We start from the raw sequence: 18912 nt of genomic DNA, 5'->3' as shown, positions 1-18912 counted from the left end.
GTCCATGAACGTTCCCGGAATCCCCAAGGGCTCCCCCGCCCCGGCAGCGCTGGCCGTAGCGCTGATGCTTGCTGTGGCAGGTTGCAGTGCGGGCCCGGCTCCTGCCCCGTCTTCGCCTTCCCCCTCCGCCGCAGCCTCCTCCCCGGCAGCTTCGTCCAACGACGGGCTGCAGGAGTTCGACCAGGCGGCGCTGGAACAGACCTTCAGGGATGCCGCCCGGGAACTGCGCGTCCCCGGCGCGGTAATGCTCCTGCGGACCCCAGCTGGGAACGTCACGTACGCATACGGCGTGCGTAGCTTCGGCGGAACCGATCCCGTGACGCCGGCGGACCACGTCCGGATCGGCTCCGTCACAAAGACCTGGACCACCACTGTCATCCTGCAGCTGGTCCAGGAAGGGAAGATAGAGCTCGACGACCCGGTGGCGGACTACCGTCCGGACGTGCCGAACGGCGCCAACATCACCATCGAACAGTTGCTGACGATGCGCAGCGGACTCTACAACTACACCGAGGCACTGGAAGTAAACCAGGTCCTCGATGCCGATCCCGGAAAGGCATGGCCCCCCGAAGAACTGCTCGCCGTTGCTTTCCGCCATCCGCCGTATTTCGCTCCGGGCGAGGGCTTCCACTATTCCAACACCAACACGGTGCTGCTCGGCCTGATCGCGGAAGCCCTGGACGGCAAGCCGCTCACTGCGGCGTTCCGGGACAGGCTGTTCACACCGCTGGGACTGACCGGATCCGTATTTCCGGAGCAATCGTCCAACGCCATTCCGGAACCGCATCCGCAGGGGTACATGTACGGGAACAACGTGCTGACGCTCAACGACCCTGCCCTTCCCGCGGACATGCAAAAGGCTGCCGCTGACGGAACCCTCTTGCCCACGGACCAGACAGCCATGAACCCCTCGTGGGCCTGGGCCGCCGGGTCCGGAATTTCGACCGCGGAAGACCTCGCAACGTGGGCGGAGGCACTCGGCGGCGGAAAGGTCCTGGGACCCGCCCTGCAGAAACTGCGGTTGGACAGTCCCCAGCCGGTCAAGGCCGACGACCCTGGAGGGGCTCTCTACGGGCTGGGGATCGCCAAATTCGGGAAACTCTTCGGGCATACCGGCGAACTGCCCGGCTTCAACACCTTCGCAGGCCATGACCCTGCCGCCCAGGTCACCCTCGTCGTCTGGACGAACCTGGCCCCGACGCCGGATGGCAGGGATCCGGCGACCACGATCGCCCGGACCCTCATCGGAAAGATCTACCGCTAGCCAGCGTCTATTGCTTTTGGGCAAGACGCGATATATCGTCAAATCATATTCACGATATATCGCAATATGGAGGCGCAGTGGACGAGAACACCTGGACCGTCACCGGTCCGCAGACGATCGACGTCGACGGCGTCAGGTCACTCAAGCTCGGAATCATCCGGGGACGGTTCGATGTGGTCACCCACGCCGAGGAGGTCACGCGGATCGAAGTATCCGAAATCCACGGGGATCCGCTGACGGTCACCCTGGTCAACGGGCGACTCGAGGTTCGGCACCAACTGCAGGGCGCCCAGGGCTGGTTCAAGAACCTGATGGACACGGTCAACAACAGCAGCACCAACTCCGTGGTCATCAGCATTGCGTTGCCGGCGGGCGTGGAAGTGGAGGCCGGCACGGTCAGCGGGGACGGCCTCGTCTCCGGGATCAGCGGCCACACCAAGCTCAACACCGTCTCCGGATCCGTCATGGCGGACGGCACCAGCGGCGAACTCCACGTCAACACGGTCAGCGGCGAAGTCATCGCCCGTAACCACGAGGGCGTCCTAACCGCCAAGAGCGTTTCCGGGGAAGTCACCGCGTCCGGCCGGTTCAGCAACATCCGCGCCAACACCGTCAGCGGCGACATGAGCTTCGACCTCCGCGGCTTCACCCACGACTTCGGGGCCAATTCGGTGTCGGGCGACCTGACCGTCCGGCTTCCCCAGGACGTCGGAGTCGATGTCGTGGCCAAGTCCGCCGGCGGCACCGTGGTCATCGACGACCAGAAGTACGTCCATCCGGGCGGCAAGGTCCAGACGATTGCCGGCCCGGATGCGCAGCTGATGATTGTGCGAACCAACTCCGTCTCCGGAAAGACGTCCATCATCCACAGCCTGTCGCCTGCGGACACCGAAACGGAGGCCTAGATGCCTCCGGTCTTCGCCCATGGCGCGCTTCGCCTCTACCTGCTTTCCCTCCTGGAGTCGGGCCCCAAACACGGCTACGAACTCATCAAAGCCCTCAGCGAACGCTTTGGGGGGACCTACTCCCCCAGTGCCGGGACGATCTATCCGCGGCTCGGCAAGCTGGAAGAAGAAGGGCTCGTGGCCACGGAAGCCGAGGGGCGACGCACCAACTACCGCATCACCCAAGCCGGCCTAGTGGAGCTCAACCGGCGCCGGGACGAACTGGCCGGCGTGGAGAATGACATTTCCGCCTCGGTGCGCCGGCTGGCCGACAATCTGCGGGAGGATATCCGCGTCAACATGCGCGGGCTCCGGGCCGACCTTGCCGCCACTGCCGAGGCCGCGCGGTCGTCTGCGCGTTCCGCAGGGTTCCCGGACCGCGGTACCCGGCACACGCCCGAAGGCGACCGCACGCTCAAAGAGGCGGAAATGCTGGTGCAGTCGTTCAGGGACAACCTGCGTGTGGAGCTTCGGGTAAAGGCCAGCGCTGCACCAATCAGCGGCGTCACGCTCGAGACGATCCGGACGGTGCTGGACCAGGCCGAAATATCGATCCGCAACTCGCTGAACGCCGGCAGTCATTGAGCGGGCCCCGGTTCGCGGGCCGTCGCGTGATGTGGGAGACTTGAGGGCAGCTCTTTTGAGTACCAAGATTAAGGAGGCCAGCTATGAGCAAGCGTGCACGTAAACGTCGTGACCGTAAGCGTGGCGGCGCGAACCACGGGAAGCGCCCCAACACCTAAGCTACGGTTTGGAACATGAGCTTTAAAGCAGAGGGCCCCGGAAACCACATGGTTTCCGGGGCCCTTCGCCGTTAATGCCGTGAAATCGGGGTCAGCTGCCGTCCGGCCGGGTTTCGGGCGGAGCTAGGCCTCGACAGGACGGATCGAATGGATCCGGTCCAGGATGGCGTTCTTCAGGTTCTCCGGGGCGGCTTCCGTACAGGAGCGCTTGACCACCTTGCGGATGACGCACTCGAGATCGTACTCTTCAAGGCACTCCGGGCAACCGTCCAGGTGATCCTTGATCTCGGCGATGTCGCTGTGTGTCAGCGCACCGTCCAGATATTCGTAAATACGTTGCATCCGGGCATCGTCGCAATCGCCCAGTCCCTGGCAGTCGCTCATTTCCTGTTCTCCTGTGTTGTGCTTTCGGCCGCGGCACCGGAATCGGTTGCGGCTTTGAAACCCCGCTCTGCGGCGTAGTCCGCAAGCATGTCGCGCAGCATTTTGCGGCCGCGGTGAAGCCGGGACATCACAGTGCCGATGGGGGTGTTCATGATGTCTGAGATTTCCTTGTACGCGAACCCCTCCACGTCGGCAAAGTACACCGCGAGGCGGAATTCCTCCGGAATCGCCTGCAGCGCCCGCTTCACATCGGAATCCGGAAGGTGGTCCAGCGCTTCCGCTTCGGCAGAACGCAGGCCGGACGAAGTGTGCGATTCCGCCCGCGCCAACTGCCAGTCCTCAATGGTGTCCGAGTTCGACTGCAGCGGCTCACGCTGCCTCTTGCGGTAGAGGTTGATGTACGTGTTTGTGAGGATCCGGTAGAGCCACGCCTTGAGGTTGGTTCCCGGTTTGTACTGATGGAACGCCGAGAAAGCCTTGGTGTAGGCCTCCTGCACCAGGTCCTCAGCGTCGGCGGGATTCCGTGCCATCCTCATGGCGGCCGAATACAGCTGGTCGACGTACTGCATGGCGTCGCGTTCAAACCGCAGCCTGCGCTGCTCGGGGGTCTCGGACACGACGTCGACCTCCGCCTCCGCGGACCGCGCGCCGTCCGGGCTTGTCCCGACGTCAGGGCTCACCCCGGTGTCCGCGCTGGCTGCAGCGTCCGCGCTGGCCCCGGCGTCCGCCGGATGCCTGCTGTTGTTTTTGGCCTCGTTACCGGCAGCCTCGTATATGGCCGCAACGGCCGGATCAATGGTGCTCATTGCCTTCAAGTCTACTGTGACACGTCCCGGGCCTACCGGCGGGTGCCCGCCAGCCTCATCACGCCCCGAGAACTCAAACGGCGCAAGGAGTTCCGCGCTGTCCCTAACCAATGTCAAAGCTTCATCTCCGCTCTGTGTCCTTGTGTCGGCGTCCATCCTGGAGGCGCCCGTGCGAACGCATTCAGCGTTCAGCCGCCCGGCGTCCGCAAGCGCCTTAGGCCGTGGCCAAGCACAGCCCGTGACTCATCGGGACCTGCTTTCCATAACCACTGCCGGCGGGCAAATATTCCGCAAAAGTGCAAGACTAGAACCGGTTCCCCCGCAGATGTTCCGCGGCTCGTCCACCCAGGAGGAAATTCATGTCGTTAGTCCGCATTCTCGCCCGGCCCATGCTGGCCTCCAGTTTCGTTCTCGCCGGCCTGGACAAGCTAAAGAACGCGGATGACACTGCGACGCAGCTGTCGCCGCTGTTGCGCCGGGCAGCGGATTCCCTCCCGTTCGCCACCAACGAAAAAGTACTGGCACGCGTCATTGGAGGCACTCAAGTGGGCGCTGGCGTGCTGTTCGCCATGGGCAAGTCGGCCCGGCTCGCAGCCTCCGTACTCGCCGTCATTTCAGCGCTGAACGCCTTCGTCGAGTGGCGCAGCGCCGACATCACCACCAAGGAAGGCCGGGACGCGCGGCGGACCCAGCTCCTGAAGAACGTCACGCTCACCGGCGGCGTACTGCTTGCGTCCGTGGACACCGCGGGCAAGCCGAGCCTGGCCTGGCGGGCCGAGCATCTGGCCGCCGACGCCCGCAAGGGTGCCAGCCACCTGGCTGCAGACGCCCGGAAGACCACCAGCAAGAATCTCAATAAGGCCGAAAAAGCAGTCCGCAAGGCCGTGGACCACGCCGTGAAAGCATAGGCACGAATGACAGGCACTGCCCCCGCCCCAGTACCGTCCGCGCCGGTTGCGGACGACACCTGGCCCGCACCGTTCGCCGAAGCGCCGGTCGACGCCACAGTCACCGTCCCCGGTTCGAAGTCCCTCACCAACAGGTACCTGGTCCTTGCTGCCCTGGCCGACGGGCCGTCCCGCCTCCGTGCACCCCTGCACTCCCGCGATTCGGCCTTAATGATCCAGGCACTCCGCCAATTGGGTGCCGGAATCCGGGAAGTCCCGGGGGACGGCTCATTCGGGCCCGACCTTGAAATCACTCCCCTCGCCCCGGACGCGACGGCGGCGGATGCCGCCATCGACTGCGGACTCGCGGGTACGGTGATGCGCTTCGTTCCCCCTGCGGCCGCCCTCCGCAGCGGCGCCACAGTCTTCGACGGCGACCCGCACGCCCGCAAGCGGCCGATGGGCACCATCATCGAGGCGCTGGCAGCCCTCGGCGTCGATGTCCGGGCCGCCGACGGAACCCGGCCGTCATCGCTTCCCTTCGCGGTGGCCGGCACTGGCGAAGTGCGCGGCGGCCACCTGGTGATTGATGCAAGCGCCTCATCGCAGTTTGTGTCGGCGCTGCTCCTTGTGGGAGCGCGTTTCACCGAGGGCCTGCACCTTGAGCACGTGGGCAAGCCGGTCCCCAGCCTCGACCACATCAATATGACCGTGGCCGTACTGCGCGAAGTCGGCGTGTCGGTCGACGATTCCGTCCCCAACCACTGGGTGGTGGCACCGGGCTCGATCCGGGCCTTCGACCGCCGCATTGAACAGGATCTTTCCAACGCGGGCCCCTTCCTCGCCGCGGCGCTGGCAACCGGCGGTACCGTCCGCATCCCCAACTGGCCCGCGCCCACAACGCAGGTGGGTGACCTGTGGCGCAGCATCCTGGCTGCGATGGGCGCCACGGTCACGCTGACCGACGGGACACTCACCGTGACGGGCGGACCGGAAATCAAGGGCGCAGACTTCGCCGACACCAGCGAACTGGCACCGACCGTGGCAGCGTTGTGTGCGTTGGCAACAACCCCGTCGCGGCTGACCGGCATAGCGCACCTCCGCGGCCACGAGACCGACAGGCTTGCCGCACTCGTCACGGAAATCAACCGCCTGGGCGGGGACGCTGAGGAAACCGCCGACGGCCTGATAATCCGGCCTGCAAAGCTCCACGGCGGAACAGTTCACAGCTACGCCGACCACCGGATGGCCACCGCCGGGGCCATCCTCGGCCTCGCCGTTCCCGGCGTCGAGGTTGAAGACATCGGCACCACGTCCAAGACGATGCCCGACTTCCCGCAGCTGTGGGAAGCCATGCTGGCACCACAGCCGGGCCGGCAGACGGAACAGGCCAGTGGGGCGTAGCACCGGTACATGGGACGAGTCCGATATCCGGGTCCGTCCCAACAAGAAAGGTACGCGTCCACGGACCAAGGACCGGCCCAGCCATGACGACGCCGTGACCGGCCGGATCATCACGGTGGACCGCGGGCGCTACACGGCGGTGGTGGGCGAAGACAGCGGCAACGAACGCATCGTGGTCGCCGCGCGGGCGCGCGAGCTGCGCCGTTCGCCGGTAGTGGCCGGGGACTTCGTGTCCCTGGTGGGTGATGTTTCCGGAGAGCCCGACACCCTTGCCCGGCTCGTGAAGATCCAGGACCGGCGCACCCTTTTGCGGCGCAGCGCCGACGACACGGATCCGATTGAGCGGGCGGTCGTGGCGAATGCGGACCAGCTCGTGGTGGTGGTCGCGGCCGCCAATCCGGAACCGCGCACAGGATTTATCGACCGCGCCCTGGTGGCGGCCTACGACGCCGGCATCGAGCCGCTGCTGCTGGTCACCAAAGCAGACGTCAAGGATCCCACCGAGCTCCTGTCCAACTACCGGCACCTTGATTTCCCGGTCATCATCAGCCGGACCGCCGACGCCGCCGCCTCCGGCATCGATGCCCGCTCGGACGACGGGCTGTCCGCGCGCCTCGACAGCGACGCCGTCTCGCAGCTCCGTGCACACCTCGACGGCAAGGTCACCGTCATGCTTGGGCATTCGGGCGTGGGGAAGTCCACCATGGTCAATGCCCTGACCGGCGCTGAGCGGGCCACCGGAGGAGTCAACGCCGTCACCGGACGGGGACGGCACACGTCGTCGTCGGCACTGGCCCTGCGGATCAGTGACGCGCCCGCCGGAAGCTGGATTATTGACACCCCGGGTATCCGGTCGTTCGGCCTTGCCCACGTCGATCCGGACCGGATCCTGCGTTCGTTCCCCGATCTCGAACCCGGCACGGATGCCTGCGAACGCGGCTGCAAGCATGATGCATCCGCCGTCAACTGCGGCGTGGACGCCTGGGTGGCCGAAGGACACGCAGGGCCGTCCGGCGCGGCGCGTCTCGCGTCCCTGCGGCGGTTGCTCGGCACCGATCCCCGGATGGAAGCGCAGGAAGCGAAGGAACTCGGCATCGTTTCGTAGCAGGCAGAGGGGCCAAGGACCTGACATCCCGCCCGGCCGGCCACAGAGACGGTAGTTTGGAACCATGACCCAACCCGCTTCGAGCTACAACGACGACCTGCGCCTCGCCCATGTACTGGCTGACTCTGTCGACTCCCAGACCATGAGCCGCTTCAAGGCGCTGGACCTTCAGATTGAAACCAAACCGGACCTGACCCCGGTCACGGATGCTGACAAAGCAGCTGAAGAGTCCATCCGCGGCCAGCTGTCCCGTTCCCGCCCGCGGGATGCCGTCCTCGGCGAAGAATTCGGCAGCTCCGGGCACGGTTCCCGCCGCTGGATCATCGATCCGATCGACGGCACCAAGAACTTCGTGCGCGGCGTGCCGGTGTGGGCCACCCTGATCGCCCTCGTGGATGAGGGCGAGCCGGTGGTCGGCCTGGTCAGCGCACCGGCGCTGGGAAAGCGCTGGTGGGCCGCTAAAGGGGCTGGCGCCTACATGGGACGGTCGCTTGCGGCAGCCACCCGGCTGAAGGTTTCGAACGTGTCCAAGCTCTCGGACGCCTCCCTCTCCTACTCGAGCCTTAGCGGCTGGAAGGAACGCGGCAACCTGGATGAATTCCTGGGCCTCACGGAGGACGTCTGGCGGACCCGGGCCTACGGCGACTTCTGGTCTTATTGCATGGTGGCCGAAGGGTCCGTGGACATCGCCTGCGAGCCAGAACTGAACCTCTACGACATGGCCGCCCTGGTGCCCATTGTCACCGAAGCCGGCGGCCGCTTCACTTCGCTGGAGGGAGTGGACGGCCCCTTCGGCGGGAATGCCCTCGCCACCAACTCGATCCTCCATTCGGAGGTCCTCAAGCGCCTGAACCCGGACCTCGACGACCTCCTCTGACGCGCAGCGCACCCCCCCGGTCGCTAGGCGCGAGGGCGGCAGATCAACGCAGCGCCGAATGAACGCAGTGCCGAATAAACGACGGCGGACGCCCCTCCCAAGGGTGCGTCCGCCGTCGTTTGTTCGGCCGCAACGCCATTCTTCTGCCTCGCGTAACAAAGTGCTTAATAATTGCCGCAACTTTCCCGCGGCGCTGTCAATGTCCTAATCTCGAAACAGGTCACGAGTGCCAGCGCTAAACCCCGGTTTGCTGGCCGGCAACCCTCCATTCGCGGTGGGGTGCCCCGGGTGACGACCAGGCCGGTCCGGAACGGACCCGGCAAGCGCGGATCCCCGGAGTGAGGGGTCCCTTTACAGTGAGGTCCCCATGACTACTGCCACGTTCCCCGCAAACTCCGGAACCGCCCCCGCCCCAGCCCGTCTGGATGAACGGTTCAGCGTCGCCCGGCGCCCCCTCTCGGCCGTCACCGGCGCGGAGATCCAGGCTCCGCTGATCCAGGGCGGCCACGTCCGCTACGCGAACCTGGACTACGGCGCGTCGGCACCGGCACTGTCCGTCGTCTCGGCCTACCTCAACGAAATCCTGCCGTACTACGCCAGCGTGCACCGAGGCGCGGGCTACGCTTCGCAGATCAGCACGTCCGTGTACGAAAACGCGCGGAATATCGTCCGCGGCTTCGTGGGCGGCAGGCCGGACGATTCCGTCATTTTCACCAGGAACACCACCGACTCCCTGAACCTGCTGGCGGGCTGCCTGCCGGTGGCGGACGGCCGCCACACCGGTGAAGTGCTCTACCTGGACATCGAGCACCACGCCAACCTGCTCCCCTGGCAGGGCGTGCCGCACCGCAGCGTGGTTGCCGCGTCCACCCTGAAGGCAACCCTGGAGAGCCTGCGCACTGAACTCCGGCAGGGTGACATCAGCCTGCTGGCCGTCACCGGCGCCTCCAATGTCACCGGCGAAATCCTTCCGATCCGTGAACTGGCCGCTTTGGCGCACGAACACGGCGCAAGGATTGTGGTGGACGCGGCGCAACTGGCCCCGCACCGCCGCATCGACATCGCAGCGGACGACGTCGACTACCTCGCCTTCTCGGGTCACAAGCTGTATGCACCCTTCGGCTCCGGCGTCCTCGTGGGCCGGCCGGACTGGCTCGACGCCGGGACCCCCCACCTGGCAGGCGGCGGAGCGGTCCGCGAGGCCCGGCTGGATTCCGTCAGCTGGGCCACGGGACCGGCACGGCATGAGGGCGGCTCGCCCAACGTGCTCGGCGCCGCCACCCTTGCCCGCGCCACGCAGGTCATCGGCGCTCTGGAACAGGAGCTGTGGCACGCCCACGAGACCGCCATCCGGTCCTTCCTCGTGGAGGGGCTGCAGAGGATCGACGGCGTCACGGTGCACCAGATCTTCAGCGACACCAATGACACCATCGGGGTGGTCAACTTCTCCGTCGCCGGCTACGACGCGGGCCTTGTTGCGGCCTACCTCTCCGCCGAACACGGCGTGGGCCTGCGGGACGGCCGCTTCTGCGCCCACCCGCTGCTCAAGCGGCTGGGACTGCCCTCGGGCTCGCTCCGCGCAAGCTTCGGCGTCGGATCCCGGCTGGAGGACGCCCAGCGCCTGCTCGCTGGCATTGAGGAACTCCGCCGCACGGGCCTGGGCTGGGACTACGTTGTGGACGCCGGCCGCTGGGTGCCGGCCAACGACACCCGCAGCTACCCGGAATGGGCGCCCAATACCCCCGGCACCGCCGGCGCGGCGCCCTGCACCGACGACTGAGCGTTGGGCCTGAGGCCCGAGGACTGGGGACACGGTCTGTGCGGTAAATTCGAGGGGTAAGAATTCCAGCCTGCCCGAAGGAGATTGCACGTGGCACGGGGAGGCCCCAAACTGCACCACCAGCGCCGGCACGAGCTCGGCCAAAGCTTCCAGGACGGCGGTGAACACTACGACCGGGTCCGCCCAAGCTACCCTGGCGACTCTGCGGACTGGCTGATCGAAAGCGTCGGCGGGATGGCCGGAGTGTCCGACGCCGCTGACATTGGGGCGGGGACGGGCAAGTACACCGCATTGCTGGTGCAGCGCGGGCTGGCAGTCTCCGCGGTGGATCCTTCACCGGACATGCTCGCCCAACTGCGCCTCGTCCTGCCGGGAGTTCCAGCGACGGAGGGCACAGCGGAGGCAACCGGACTCCCGGACGCGGCGTTCGACGTCGTCGTTGTTGCCCAGGCCTGGCACTGGTGCGATCCCCTCCTGGCAAGCACCGAACTGTCCCGCATCCTCCGCCCTGCCGGCGTGCTGGGACTGGTGTGGAATCAGCTGGATACGTCCGTCCCGTGGGTCCACCGCTTGTCCCGGATCATGCATGCAGGGGACGTGCACAAGCCGGACTTCCGTCCCGCAATCGGGCCGGAGTTTGCCGGGCTTGAGAGCCACCTGACACGCTGGGAAGACTCAGTGACCACCGGAGACATCGTCGAACTGGCAAAGTCCCGCAGCTATTACCTCGCGGCCGGCGAAAGTACGCGCGCAAAGGTCCGCCACAACCTGGACTGGTACCTCCACGAGCACCTGGGCCATTCCCCGGCGGACACCATCGGACTTCCCTACCTCACCCAGACCTGGCGGGCGTTCAAAGCATGAGTGCCGCAGCCAAAGCGGTAGGCTTGGACTCGTGAAGACCAGCGCGCCCTCCTCCTCCATCGAGGACTACGTCAAGGTCATCTACTCCTTTACGGAGTGGCAGGACAAGCCCATCACGTCCTCGCAGCTGGCCCAGCGGCTTGGCGTCGCAAACTCCTCGGTCTCGGAGATGGTCCGCAAACTCAAGGACCAGGGCCTGGTTGACCACAAGCCGTACAGCGCCATCACGCTCACGGCGGACGGAATCCGCCTCGCGCTCTCGATGGTCCGGCGTCACCGCCTGATTGAGACCTACCTCGTCCAGGAACTCGGCTACAGCTGGGATGAAGTCCACGACGAAGCCGAACTCCTGGAACACGCAGTGTCGGATACCTTCATCGAGCGGATGGCCCGCAAGCTCGGCGATCCCCTGCGCGACCCGCACGGTGACCCCATCCCGGCAGCGGACGGCACGGTCCATATGCCGCACGCCCATCGGATGAGCGAACTCGACGACGGCCACACAGGCCGGATCACCCGGATCAGCGACGACAACCCCGATCTCCTGCGCTATCTTTCCGCGCAGGAGATCAATCTCGATGCCGACATCGAAGTGCTTGGCCGGAAACCCTTCGGCGGCGCACTGGTGGTCCGGATCGGCGCTGCCGGAGCCGGCCGCGAATTCGACCTCGCCGATGAGGTGTCGTCAGCGCTGTGGGTATACAGCGATTCACGCCACGCCGGATGCCGGCTGGCGGACGCCTGAATGCGTGCCGCCTGAATGAAGGCCCTCAGAAGCGCCGGCTGGCGTGCCTGGACGGCAGTCGCCCTCGGGGCTCTCGTGGGGACGGAACTCCGCTACGGTCTGGGCGTCCTCCTGCCCGAACCCCCTGGCGCGATCCCGTGGACCACCTTGGCCATCAACGTTTGCGGAAGCTTTGTCCTTGCCGCGCTCACCACGGTGTGGATGGCACGCCCCAGGACAGCGTTCTGGCTGCGGGCGGGGATTGGGCCCGGGCTGCTGGGCTCGTTCACAACTTTCTCCGCCGTGGTCTTTTCCGTTAACCAGGAGGCCCGTTCCGGGCAGCACGTGACCTGGCTGATCTATCTCGGCCTCTCGCTGGTTCTGGGTCTCGGTGCGGCCGCCGCGGGCTGGAAAGCAGGCAAGGCCCTGAGCGACCGGACAGGTGGATCATGACAGCGCTGCTGGTAGGAATTTTCGGCGTTGCAGGAGGCCTGCTCAGGTTCTCCGTCGACACGTACTTCGCGCACCGCGCTGGCGACCGCCGGCACTGGCCCTGGGCTACCCTGGTGGTCAATGTCATCGGGTCGCTGATCATCGGCCTTTCCCTGGGCGTTACCGGCAGGCTGGGGCTCGGCGGGGAATGGCATGCGGCGATCGCCACCGGGCTGGCCGGCGGGCTGACAACCTTCAGTTCCTGGACCACTGCCACCATCCGGCTGGTCAGTGAGGTGCGGTACGTTGCAGCTGCCCTGAACGTCACGGTCAACCTCGTGGCCGGGCTCAGCGCCGCCGCCGCGGGAATTGCCATCTCTGGCTGAGGCTTGCCGGCCGACAGCGTGTGGAGACCCGGCCTCTGCGCCGGAGTCCCGCCGTCGTGAACGAGGAGCGGCCCCGCATCCCGTATCGTTAAACGATGGTTACGCGACGTGAAGCAGCTCAAATCCTCGACATCCCGCTGGAAATGGCACACCGTCACGGTATCCCCGCCAGGCTGTCGGACGCCGAACTGTCCGAACTCCTGGACAATCCCCCGGCCTGGCTCGTCCAGTCCAAGGCAAACCGGACCGGCAAGCGGCCGGTCTGGGTCCAGCTGACCTGCGCGGTCTGCGGTTTCTCGGAAGCCGCCCGGCCCAAGAAATGGTGGCCGCCGTTCACGTATGTCTGCTGCGTCCATCACGCGGCGTCGGACCTGCCCCCGGTCCTGCCGGGTCTGGTCCGTAGTGAATACGAGGGCATCGGGAGCCGGTTCGTCGGCATCGTCGACGTTGAAGTGCCGGGTTCCTGACCAGTTACATTCGGGACAAAACAGGCGTACCTTACAAGCACGGGGCCTATTCGAGGGCCCCGACGTTAGGGAGGGCGACATGCCTGACAAATCGCCGCACCGGCAGGTTACCAAGAAGTCGGACAAGTCCATCAAGCAAAAGAGGGCCGAAAAGAAGTCCAAGCATGAGCTGGACACCCACGTGGACCCCGTCGCGCACATCAAGAAGCGCTGACCCGGGGCCGCGGACGGCCGCTGGAGAATGCCAGATCGGTGCCGAAAACAAAAGGCCGGAAGCTTACGCTTCCGGCCTTTTGCACGGGGTGGGACCGCGTTGCCGCTGTCCCGATGGTGGAGATGGGGGGAATTGAACCCCCGTCCGATGTCGTGTTGTCAGGGCTTCTCCGGGCGCAGTTTGCGTCGGATTTTCTCGGCCCCAGCTATCCTGCAAACGAGTAGCTGATCCGGGCCCAGTCATTTAAGAGTCCCGTTCACCCCAATGACGAAGGTAAACAGCAGTGGCTATCTTAATGACGCCAGGATCCGGGACGATAGCAATCCCGGGCTGACGGACTGTCTTACTGCTTAGGCAGCGAGAGCGAAGTCAGTGCGCGTTTGTTTGGCACTTATTGTTTTGCAGACAGCGTTTACGAGATAATTCTGCATCCTCGGCCCGCTTCACCTGTCGCGACTAACATCGTCGAAACCGATCATCCCCGTATTTTGTTACCAAACCGGTCAGGTTCCTTGCGGATTCTTTGCGGAATCCACGCCGTTCCTTCCCGGACTACCAATCATAACGCACTGCCGCCCGGAATCATTCCCCGACGTTCGCAGCCGCTCCGCGGCCAGGTTTAGCTGCGGTTCTTTTCGCGCATGACGCGCAGCGCTTCGCGCTTGTCCTGCTGCTCGCGGAGCGTCTGCCGCTTGTCGTATTCCTTCTTACCGCGGGCGACGCCGATCTCCACTTTCGCTTTACCATCCAGGAAGTAGAGCTGGAGCGGCACGATGGTGAAGCCTGATTCGCGGACCTTGTGCGAGATCTTGGTTAGTTCCTCGCGGTGCAACAACAGTTTGCGCCGTCTCCGGGCGGAGTGGTTCGTCCAACTCCCCTGGTTGTATTCGGGGATATGGATTCCCTCCATCCACAGCTCGTCGTTGTAGAACGTGCAGAACCCGTCAACCATGGAGGCGTGGCCCTCGCGAAGGGACTTCACTTCTGTCCCCATCAGGGCAATGCCCGCCTCGTAGGTGTCGAGGACGTGGTAGTCATGCCGGGCCTTTCGGTTGGTGGCCACTACCTTACGGCCACTTTCTTTCGGCACGGTGGAACTCCTCAGCTCTTGGTCTGGATGGTTGCCCCGACCGTTGAGGCTCGGGGCTATTTAATTCTACGGCAGCCGCAGGGCCTGCCTGTCAGAGCAGGATCATCGGATCGACGGCCTGGCCGTTGAGCCACGTCTCGAAGTGTGAATGGCAGCCGGTTGAGTTACCCGTTGTTCCCGAATAGGCGATGAGCTGCCCCTGGCTGACCTGCTGGCCCAACGAAACGACCACGCTGCTGTTGTGGTAGTAAATAGTGGTCAGCGAGTTGCCTTGGACAACGCCATGCGAGATCTTCACGTTGTTGCCGCCGCCGTCGTTGCTCCACCCCGCGGATACGATCGTGCCGGCCGCCGGGGCGTAGACCGGGGTCCCGCAGCTGGCACCAAAGTCGATGCCGGTGTGCATGTATCCGCCGGAGCCGTAGAAGTCGACCGTGCCGGGCGGCGTCGCACGCCAGCCGAAACCTGAGGTGATGGGGACGTCGGCCGAGAATGGGTGCCGCAGGCCGAAGGCCGAAGGCGGCCCGACCTGCGGAACGTAGGGCTGGGCTGCCTGGCCGGCTGCCCTGGCCGCCGCGGCGGCGGCCTCGGCGATGCGGCGCTGTTCGGCCTCCCACGCTTCGCGCAGCTTCCGGTCACGTTCGACGATTTCCGCAGCCACGGCATCCTGGGCTGCCTGTACCTTGGAGAGTTGGCTTTGGATGCCCGGCTTTGCCGCCTGGAGTTCGTTGTTGATGCGGGTGGTGTCAGCGATCAGCTTGTCCACCTGCTCCTTCTTGGCGGCGGCTTCATCCCGGGCGGCCTTTTCCCGGGCCAGCGCGGCATCCGCCTTGGCCTTGAGGTCCTTGATCTCCGCCTCAACCGCCTGCAGCCGCGCCTCCGAATTGACGTTCGTTGCGTTCTGCTGGGAGAGCTTGTCCATGGCGGAGTTCTGGCTCCGCATGGCCTGGTCTGCCAGGTCCATGGTGTCCGTCAGGCTGCCGCCGCCCTTGGAGCCAAAGAAGAGCGTGAGGTTCGAGGGAACCCCGCCGGACTTGTAGGCCTGGGTGGCGATCTGACCGATGAGTTTCTTGGTGTCGGCGATCTTCTTCTTGTCGGTCTCGAGCTGCTGCGTGATCTTGGCCTTGTTCTGCTGCGCCAGATCCACCCGCGCAGCCAGTGCCTCGACTTCCTTGACGGCACTCGCAACCCGGCCCTGGGCTTCGAGCAATGCCTGCTGTGCGGCCGGGAGCTGGCCCTGGTAGATCACCAGGTCGCCGGCTGCCTTGGCAATCTTGGCATCCACAAACTCGAGGGACTGCTGCACCCGGGCTGCCTCGGCTTCCAGCGCCGCCTGCTTGTCTTCCAATTCGTCCGCGAAGGCCACAGGGGTGGAGGCGCCCAGGCTCGCGGCCAGGAGCAGTGCGAGGGCAGCGCTGATGATGCGGCTTCCCCGTCCCGCGGTCCGGCGCCGGCGGGCCTTGCGGTCCAGATCTGTCATGGTCATTCCTTCGTTGGTATGCACAGCCTAGACCCGCAAATATCTACGTAAGGTCAAGAGAGACGAAATTCCAGCCAAAGTTGCGCCCAGGCCGAGCAGTGCCGGAGCCAGGATCAGGGTTTGCGCCGGCGAGATGAACGCCGTGTCCGGATACTGCTTTGACATGTATTCGCCGAGGAAGAAATGGGCCACGGCCCAGAGCGTGCCCGAGGCCAGCGCCGCTCCGATCACGGCGGCGATGACGCCTTCGAGGATGAACGGCAGCTGAATCACGGTCTTGGAGGCGCCCACCAGCCGCATGATTCCGGTCTCCCGGCGCCTGCTGAAGGCGGACAGCCGGATGGTGGTGGCGATGAGCAGGATGGCGCAGACGATCATCACGCCGGCGATGATGACGGCGACCAGGGAAGCCGCGTTCATCACCGAGAAGAGCCGTTCCAGGACCTGGCGTTGGTCGATGACCGTCTCAACGCCGGGCTGCGAGGAGAAGGTCTCACTGATGATCTGGTATTTCTCCGGATCCTTCATGTTGATCCGGAAGGAGGCAGGCAGCTGGTCGGGTGTCACCGAGTCAACGATCGGTGAGTTGGAGAACTGCTCCTTGAAGTGCTTGTAGGCGTCGTCCTTGGACTCAAACTGGAAGTCGTTGATGTACTGGGCCACGGCCGGTGATTCCAGCAGGGCGCGCAGGTTTTCCTGCTGCTCCGGCGTTGCCGTCCCGGTGGCGCAGCCAGCCGCCGTCGAGCCGTCACCGCATAGGAAGATGGCCACCTGGACCTTGTCGTACCAGTAGCCCTTCATCTGGTTGATCTGGAGCTGCAGCATGCCAGCGGCACCGACGAAGGTCAGCGACACGAAGGTGACCAGGATGACCGAGACCACCATGGACAGGTTGCGCCTCAGACCGCTGCCGATCTCGCTGAGGATGAAAGCCAGCCTCACAGTTCCTCCCCCGGCTGGGAGGAAAGGGGCCCGTCACCCGGGTCCGCTGCGGACCCGTCCGGGCGTCCGCTGGCGTCTTTGAAACGGCGGGACTGCCCCACAACCGGCATCATCGACGTGTACAGTGCCCGGGCTTCGTCGCGGATGACGATACCGTTCCTTAGTTCCACCACACGTTTGCGCATCTCATTGACGATGTCGTCGTCGTGCGTTGCCATAACCACTGTGGTGCCGTTCTGGTTGATCTTGTCCAGGACGCCCATAATTCCCATCGACGTCGTGGGGTCAAGGTTTCCGGTGGGCTCATCCGCCAGGAGGATCCCCGGGCGGTTGACCACGGCACGGGCGATCGCCACACGCTGCTGTTCACCACCGGAGAGCTCGTGCGGCATCCGGTGCTCCTTGCCTTCCAGGCCCACCGTCTTGAGTACTTCGGGAACAGTGTCCCGGATGATGCTGCGGCTCTTGCCGATGACCTGCATGGCGAATGCGACGTTCGCGAAGACGTTTTTTTGCGGAAGGAGCCGGAAGTCCTGGAACACGACGCCGATCCCGCGGCGCAGCCGCGGTACACGCCAGCTTGAAATGTTCGCGACGTTCTGGCCGGCGACATACACGGCGCCGGACGTAGCCCGGTCTTCCTTGAGCACCAGTCGGAGGAAGGTTGATTTGCCGGAACCGGAGGCGCCCACAAGGAACGCAAACTCACCACGGTCAATTTCAAGGTTGACAGAGTCCAGCGCAGGCCGGGCTTTCTGGTCGTAGACCTTGGTGACATTCTCGAAACGGATCATTGCCCTAAGAACCCTGCAGGACATGGCTTATGGAGCCCCGTACTGCAGCCGGTGCACGGGCTTTCTTTTGGGGGAAGTAGAGCTCCGGCTCCTCGACTATACGCACCGGCACCTGCAGAAAAGCTGGAGCTACCTGGCGTGTCGCGGGATTTCAGCCACCGAATGGAGCACCCCCGCCGGTCCCGACCCTAGTTGGCGGCGTTGCGGTTATCTGTCCGCCAGCGGATGCCGGCGTCGATGAAGTCGTCGATTTCGCCGTCGAACACCGCGGAGGTGTTGCCCACTTCGTGCTCGGTCCGGAGGTCCTTGACCATCTGGTAGGGGTTCAGGACGTAGGAGCGCATCTGGTCGCCCCATGAGGCCTTGACGTCGCCGGCGAAGGCCTTCTTTTCCGCGTCTTCCTGCTCCTTCTTGAGCAGCAGGAGCCGGGACTGCAGCACGCGGAGGGCGGCCGCACGGTTCTGCAGCTGGGACTTCTCGTTCTGCATCGAGACCACGGTGCCGGTGGGGATGTGCGTCAGGCGCACCGCCGAGTCCGTGGTGTTGACGGACTGGCCGCCGGGCCCGGAGGAACGGAAGACATCCACGCGGATTTCGTTGTCCGGGATCTCGATGGAGTCCGTCTGCTCGATCAGCGGAATCACTTCCACCGCCGCGAACGACGTCTGGCGGCGGCCCTGGTTGTCGAAGGGGCTGATCCGGACCAGGCGGTGGGTGCCGGCCTCCACGCTGAGCGTGCCGTAAGCATAGGGTGCGTTGACCTCGAAGGTGGCCGACTTGAGCCCGGCTTCCTCGGCGTAGGAGGTGTCCATGATGGTGGTCGGGTAGCCGTGGCGTTCCGCCCAGCGCAGGTACATCCGGAGCAGCATTTCGGCGAAGTCCGCGGCATCAACTCCGCCAGCGCCGGCACGGATGGTGACCACTGCTTCGCGTTCGTCGAACTCGCCGGACAGCAGCGTCACCACTTCAAGGTCCTTCAGGGACTTCCGGATGGACTCGAGTTCGGCGGCCGCCTCGCCCATGGAATCGGCGTCGTCCTCGTCCTGGCCGAGTTCGACCAGGACCTCAAGGTCGTCAATCCGGGAAACGAGCTTGTTGAGCCGTTCGAGCTCGCTCTGCCGGTGGGAGAGCCTGGAGGTGATCTTCTGTGCAGCGGCCGGGTCGTCCCAGAGGTTGGGCTCGCCTGCGCGCTCGCTCAGTTCAGCGATGTCTTCCTTCAGCTCCTCAACATTCGAGACGTTTTCGATGGAGGTGTAGGTGGCGCGCAAAGCGCGGATTTCTGCGGAAAAATCTATTTGAGCCATGGTCGTTAAAGCCTACGCTAT

Annotated in this window: 22 protein-coding genes, 1 other RNA gene and 1 riboswitch; of the genes, 15 read left to right on the top strand and 8 right to left on the bottom strand. The window is 65.0% G+C overall.

All coding sequences use genetic code 11. The features are described from left to right. Nucleotides 1–4 precede the first annotated feature (4 nt). The 4 genes from AC07YR_RS17740 (at nt 5) to AC07YR_RS17725 (ending at nt 2951) form a co-directional block, all read left to right on the top strand. A complete protein-coding gene (locus tag AC07YR_RS17740) occupies nt 5–1264 on the top strand; it encodes a serine hydrolase domain-containing protein (RefSeq protein WP_494734707.1) in 1260 nt (419 codons plus the stop codon). A gap of 77 nt (nt 1265–1341) precedes the next feature. Then, nucleotides 1342–2169 carry a DUF4097 family beta strand repeat-containing protein gene (locus AC07YR_RS17735; RefSeq protein ID WP_436058018.1) on the top strand — a complete coding sequence of 276 codons (828 nt, stop codon included), beginning with the start codon at nt 1342–1344 and terminating at the stop codon, nt 2167–2169. Further along, entirely contained in the window at nt 2170–2793 is a 624-nt protein-coding gene (locus AC07YR_RS17730) for a PadR family transcriptional regulator (protein WP_494734706.1), read from the top strand. Nucleotides 2794–2876: 83 nt separating this feature from the next. Continuing rightward, nucleotides 2877–2951 (top strand): 50S ribosomal protein bL37, encoded by a 75-nt coding sequence (locus AC07YR_RS17725; RefSeq protein WP_369299106.1) that lies wholly within the window; start codon nt 2877–2879, stop codon nt 2949–2951. A 123-nt stretch (nt 2952–3074) separates the two neighbouring features. Here the strand turns inward: AC07YR_RS17725 and rsrA are convergent, their stop codons facing one another. Beyond that, a complete protein-coding gene (rsrA, locus tag AC07YR_RS17720) occupies nt 3075–3335 on the bottom strand; it encodes a mycothiol system anti-sigma-R factor (RefSeq protein ID WP_028270137.1) in 261 nt (86 codons plus the stop codon). Further along, complete coding sequence (locus AC07YR_RS17715; RefSeq protein ID WP_494734705.1) at nt 3332–4141, bottom strand: sigma-70 family RNA polymerase sigma factor; 810 nt, start codon at nt 4139–4141, stop codon at nt 3332–3334. Before AC07YR_RS17715 ends, rsrA begins: the two co-directional genes overlap by 4 nt. Nucleotides 4142–4500: 359 nt before the next feature. Here AC07YR_RS17715 and AC07YR_RS17710 point away from each other — a divergent pair, with 359 nt between their 5' ends. From AC07YR_RS17710 to AC07YR_RS17660, 11 genes are all read left to right on the top strand, one after another. Continuing rightward, nucleotides 4501–5049, top strand: coding sequence for a DoxX family protein (locus AC07YR_RS17710; RefSeq protein ID WP_055796325.1), 549 nt, complete (start codon nt 4501–4503; stop codon nt 5047–5049). A 6-nt stretch (nt 5050–5055) separates the two neighbouring features. Then, entirely contained in the window at nt 5056–6432 is a 1377-nt protein-coding gene (gene aroA, locus AC07YR_RS17705) for a 3-phosphoshikimate 1-carboxyvinyltransferase (RefSeq protein WP_494734704.1), read from the top strand. Further along, on the top strand, nt 6422–7537 hold the full coding sequence (rsgA, locus tag AC07YR_RS17700; protein ID WP_494734703.1) for a ribosome small subunit-dependent GTPase A: 1116 nt from the start codon (nt 6422–6424) through the stop codon (nt 7535–7537). The genes aroA and rsgA overlap by 11 nt, the downstream gene beginning before the upstream one ends. A 64-nt stretch (nt 7538–7601) precedes the next feature. Further along, nucleotides 7602–8414 carry a histidinol-phosphatase gene (gene hisN / locus AC07YR_RS17695; RefSeq protein ID WP_055796334.1) on the top strand — a complete coding sequence of 271 codons (813 nt, stop codon included), beginning with the start codon at nt 7602–7604 and terminating at the stop codon, nt 8412–8414. Between the two features lie 218 nt (nt 8415–8632). Then, nucleotides 8633–8746, top strand: a riboswitch (SAM riboswitch). Nucleotides 8747–8781: 35 nt separating this feature from the next. After that, nucleotides 8782–10194 carry an aminotransferase class V-fold PLP-dependent enzyme gene (locus AC07YR_RS17690; RefSeq protein ID WP_494734702.1) on the top strand — a complete coding sequence of 471 codons (1413 nt, stop codon included), beginning with the start codon at nt 8782–8784 and terminating at the stop codon, nt 10192–10194. 90 nt (nt 10195–10284) lie between these two features. Beyond that, nucleotides 10285–11058 (top strand): class I SAM-dependent methyltransferase, encoded by a 774-nt coding sequence (locus AC07YR_RS17685; RefSeq protein ID WP_494734701.1) that lies wholly within the window; start codon nt 10285–10287, stop codon nt 11056–11058. A gap of 31 nt (nt 11059–11089) precedes the next feature. Next, complete coding sequence (locus AC07YR_RS17680) at nt 11090–11803, top strand: metal-dependent transcriptional regulator (protein WP_494734700.1); 714 nt, start codon at nt 11090–11092, stop codon at nt 11801–11803. 15 nt (nt 11804–11818) lie between these two features. Beyond that, a complete protein-coding gene (locus AC07YR_RS17675; protein WP_055796344.1) occupies nt 11819–12235 on the top strand; it encodes a fluoride efflux transporter FluC in 417 nt (138 codons plus the stop codon). After that, complete coding sequence (locus AC07YR_RS17670; RefSeq protein WP_436058027.1) at nt 12232–12600, top strand: fluoride efflux transporter FluC; 369 nt, start codon at nt 12232–12234, stop codon at nt 12598–12600. Before AC07YR_RS17675 ends, AC07YR_RS17670 begins: the two co-directional genes overlap by 4 nt. Nucleotides 12601–12695: 95 nt before the next feature. After that, nucleotides 12696–13067 (top strand): hypothetical protein, encoded by a 372-nt coding sequence (locus AC07YR_RS17665; RefSeq protein WP_028270148.1) that lies wholly within the window; start codon nt 12696–12698, stop codon nt 13065–13067. Nucleotides 13068–13146: 79 nt separating this feature from the next. Next, entirely contained in the window at nt 13147–13281 is a 135-nt protein-coding gene (locus AC07YR_RS17660; protein ID WP_268760395.1) for a hypothetical protein, read from the top strand. A gap of 114 nt (nt 13282–13395) precedes the next feature. On the opposite strand, the gene ssrA is transcribed toward AC07YR_RS17660, so the two are convergent. The 6 genes from ssrA to prfB all read right to left on the bottom strand — a co-directional run bounded on the left by ssrA (nt 13396) and on the right by prfB (nt 18891). Then, nucleotides 13396–13764: a transfer-messenger RNA gene (gene ssrA / locus AC07YR_RS17655) on the bottom strand. 136 nt (nt 13765–13900) lie between these two features. Next, nucleotides 13901–14371 carry an SsrA-binding protein SmpB gene (gene smpB / locus AC07YR_RS17650; protein WP_028270149.1) on the bottom strand — a complete coding sequence of 157 codons (471 nt, stop codon included), beginning with the start codon at nt 14369–14371 and terminating at the stop codon, nt 13901–13903. 91 nt (nt 14372–14462) lie between these two features. Next, nucleotides 14463–15851 (bottom strand): M23 family metallopeptidase, encoded by a 1389-nt coding sequence (locus tag AC07YR_RS17645; protein ID WP_055796355.1) that lies wholly within the window; start codon nt 15849–15851, stop codon nt 14463–14465. A gap of 27 nt (nt 15852–15878) precedes the next feature. Continuing rightward, nucleotides 15879–16793 (bottom strand): permease-like cell division protein FtsX, encoded by a 915-nt coding sequence (gene ftsX / locus AC07YR_RS17640; protein WP_494734699.1) that lies wholly within the window; start codon nt 16791–16793, stop codon nt 15879–15881. Beyond that, nucleotides 16790–17587: a cell division ATP-binding protein FtsE gene (ftsE, locus tag AC07YR_RS17635; RefSeq protein WP_494734698.1), complete on the bottom strand. Its 798-nt coding sequence runs from the start codon at nt 17585–17587 to the stop codon at nt 16790–16792. Before ftsE ends, ftsX begins: the two co-directional genes overlap by 4 nt. A gap of 188 nt (nt 17588–17775) precedes the next feature. Continuing rightward, nucleotides 17776–18891 (bottom strand): peptide chain release factor 2, encoded by a 1116-nt coding sequence (gene prfB, locus AC07YR_RS17630; RefSeq protein ID WP_055796362.1) that lies wholly within the window; start codon nt 18889–18891, stop codon nt 17776–17778. Nucleotides 18892–18912 lie beyond the last annotated feature (21 nt).

This window comes from Arthrobacter sp. GW460-12-1-14-TSB2 (assembly GCF_059423525.1).
This window is presented reverse-complemented; position numbering and strand designations above follow the sequence as displayed.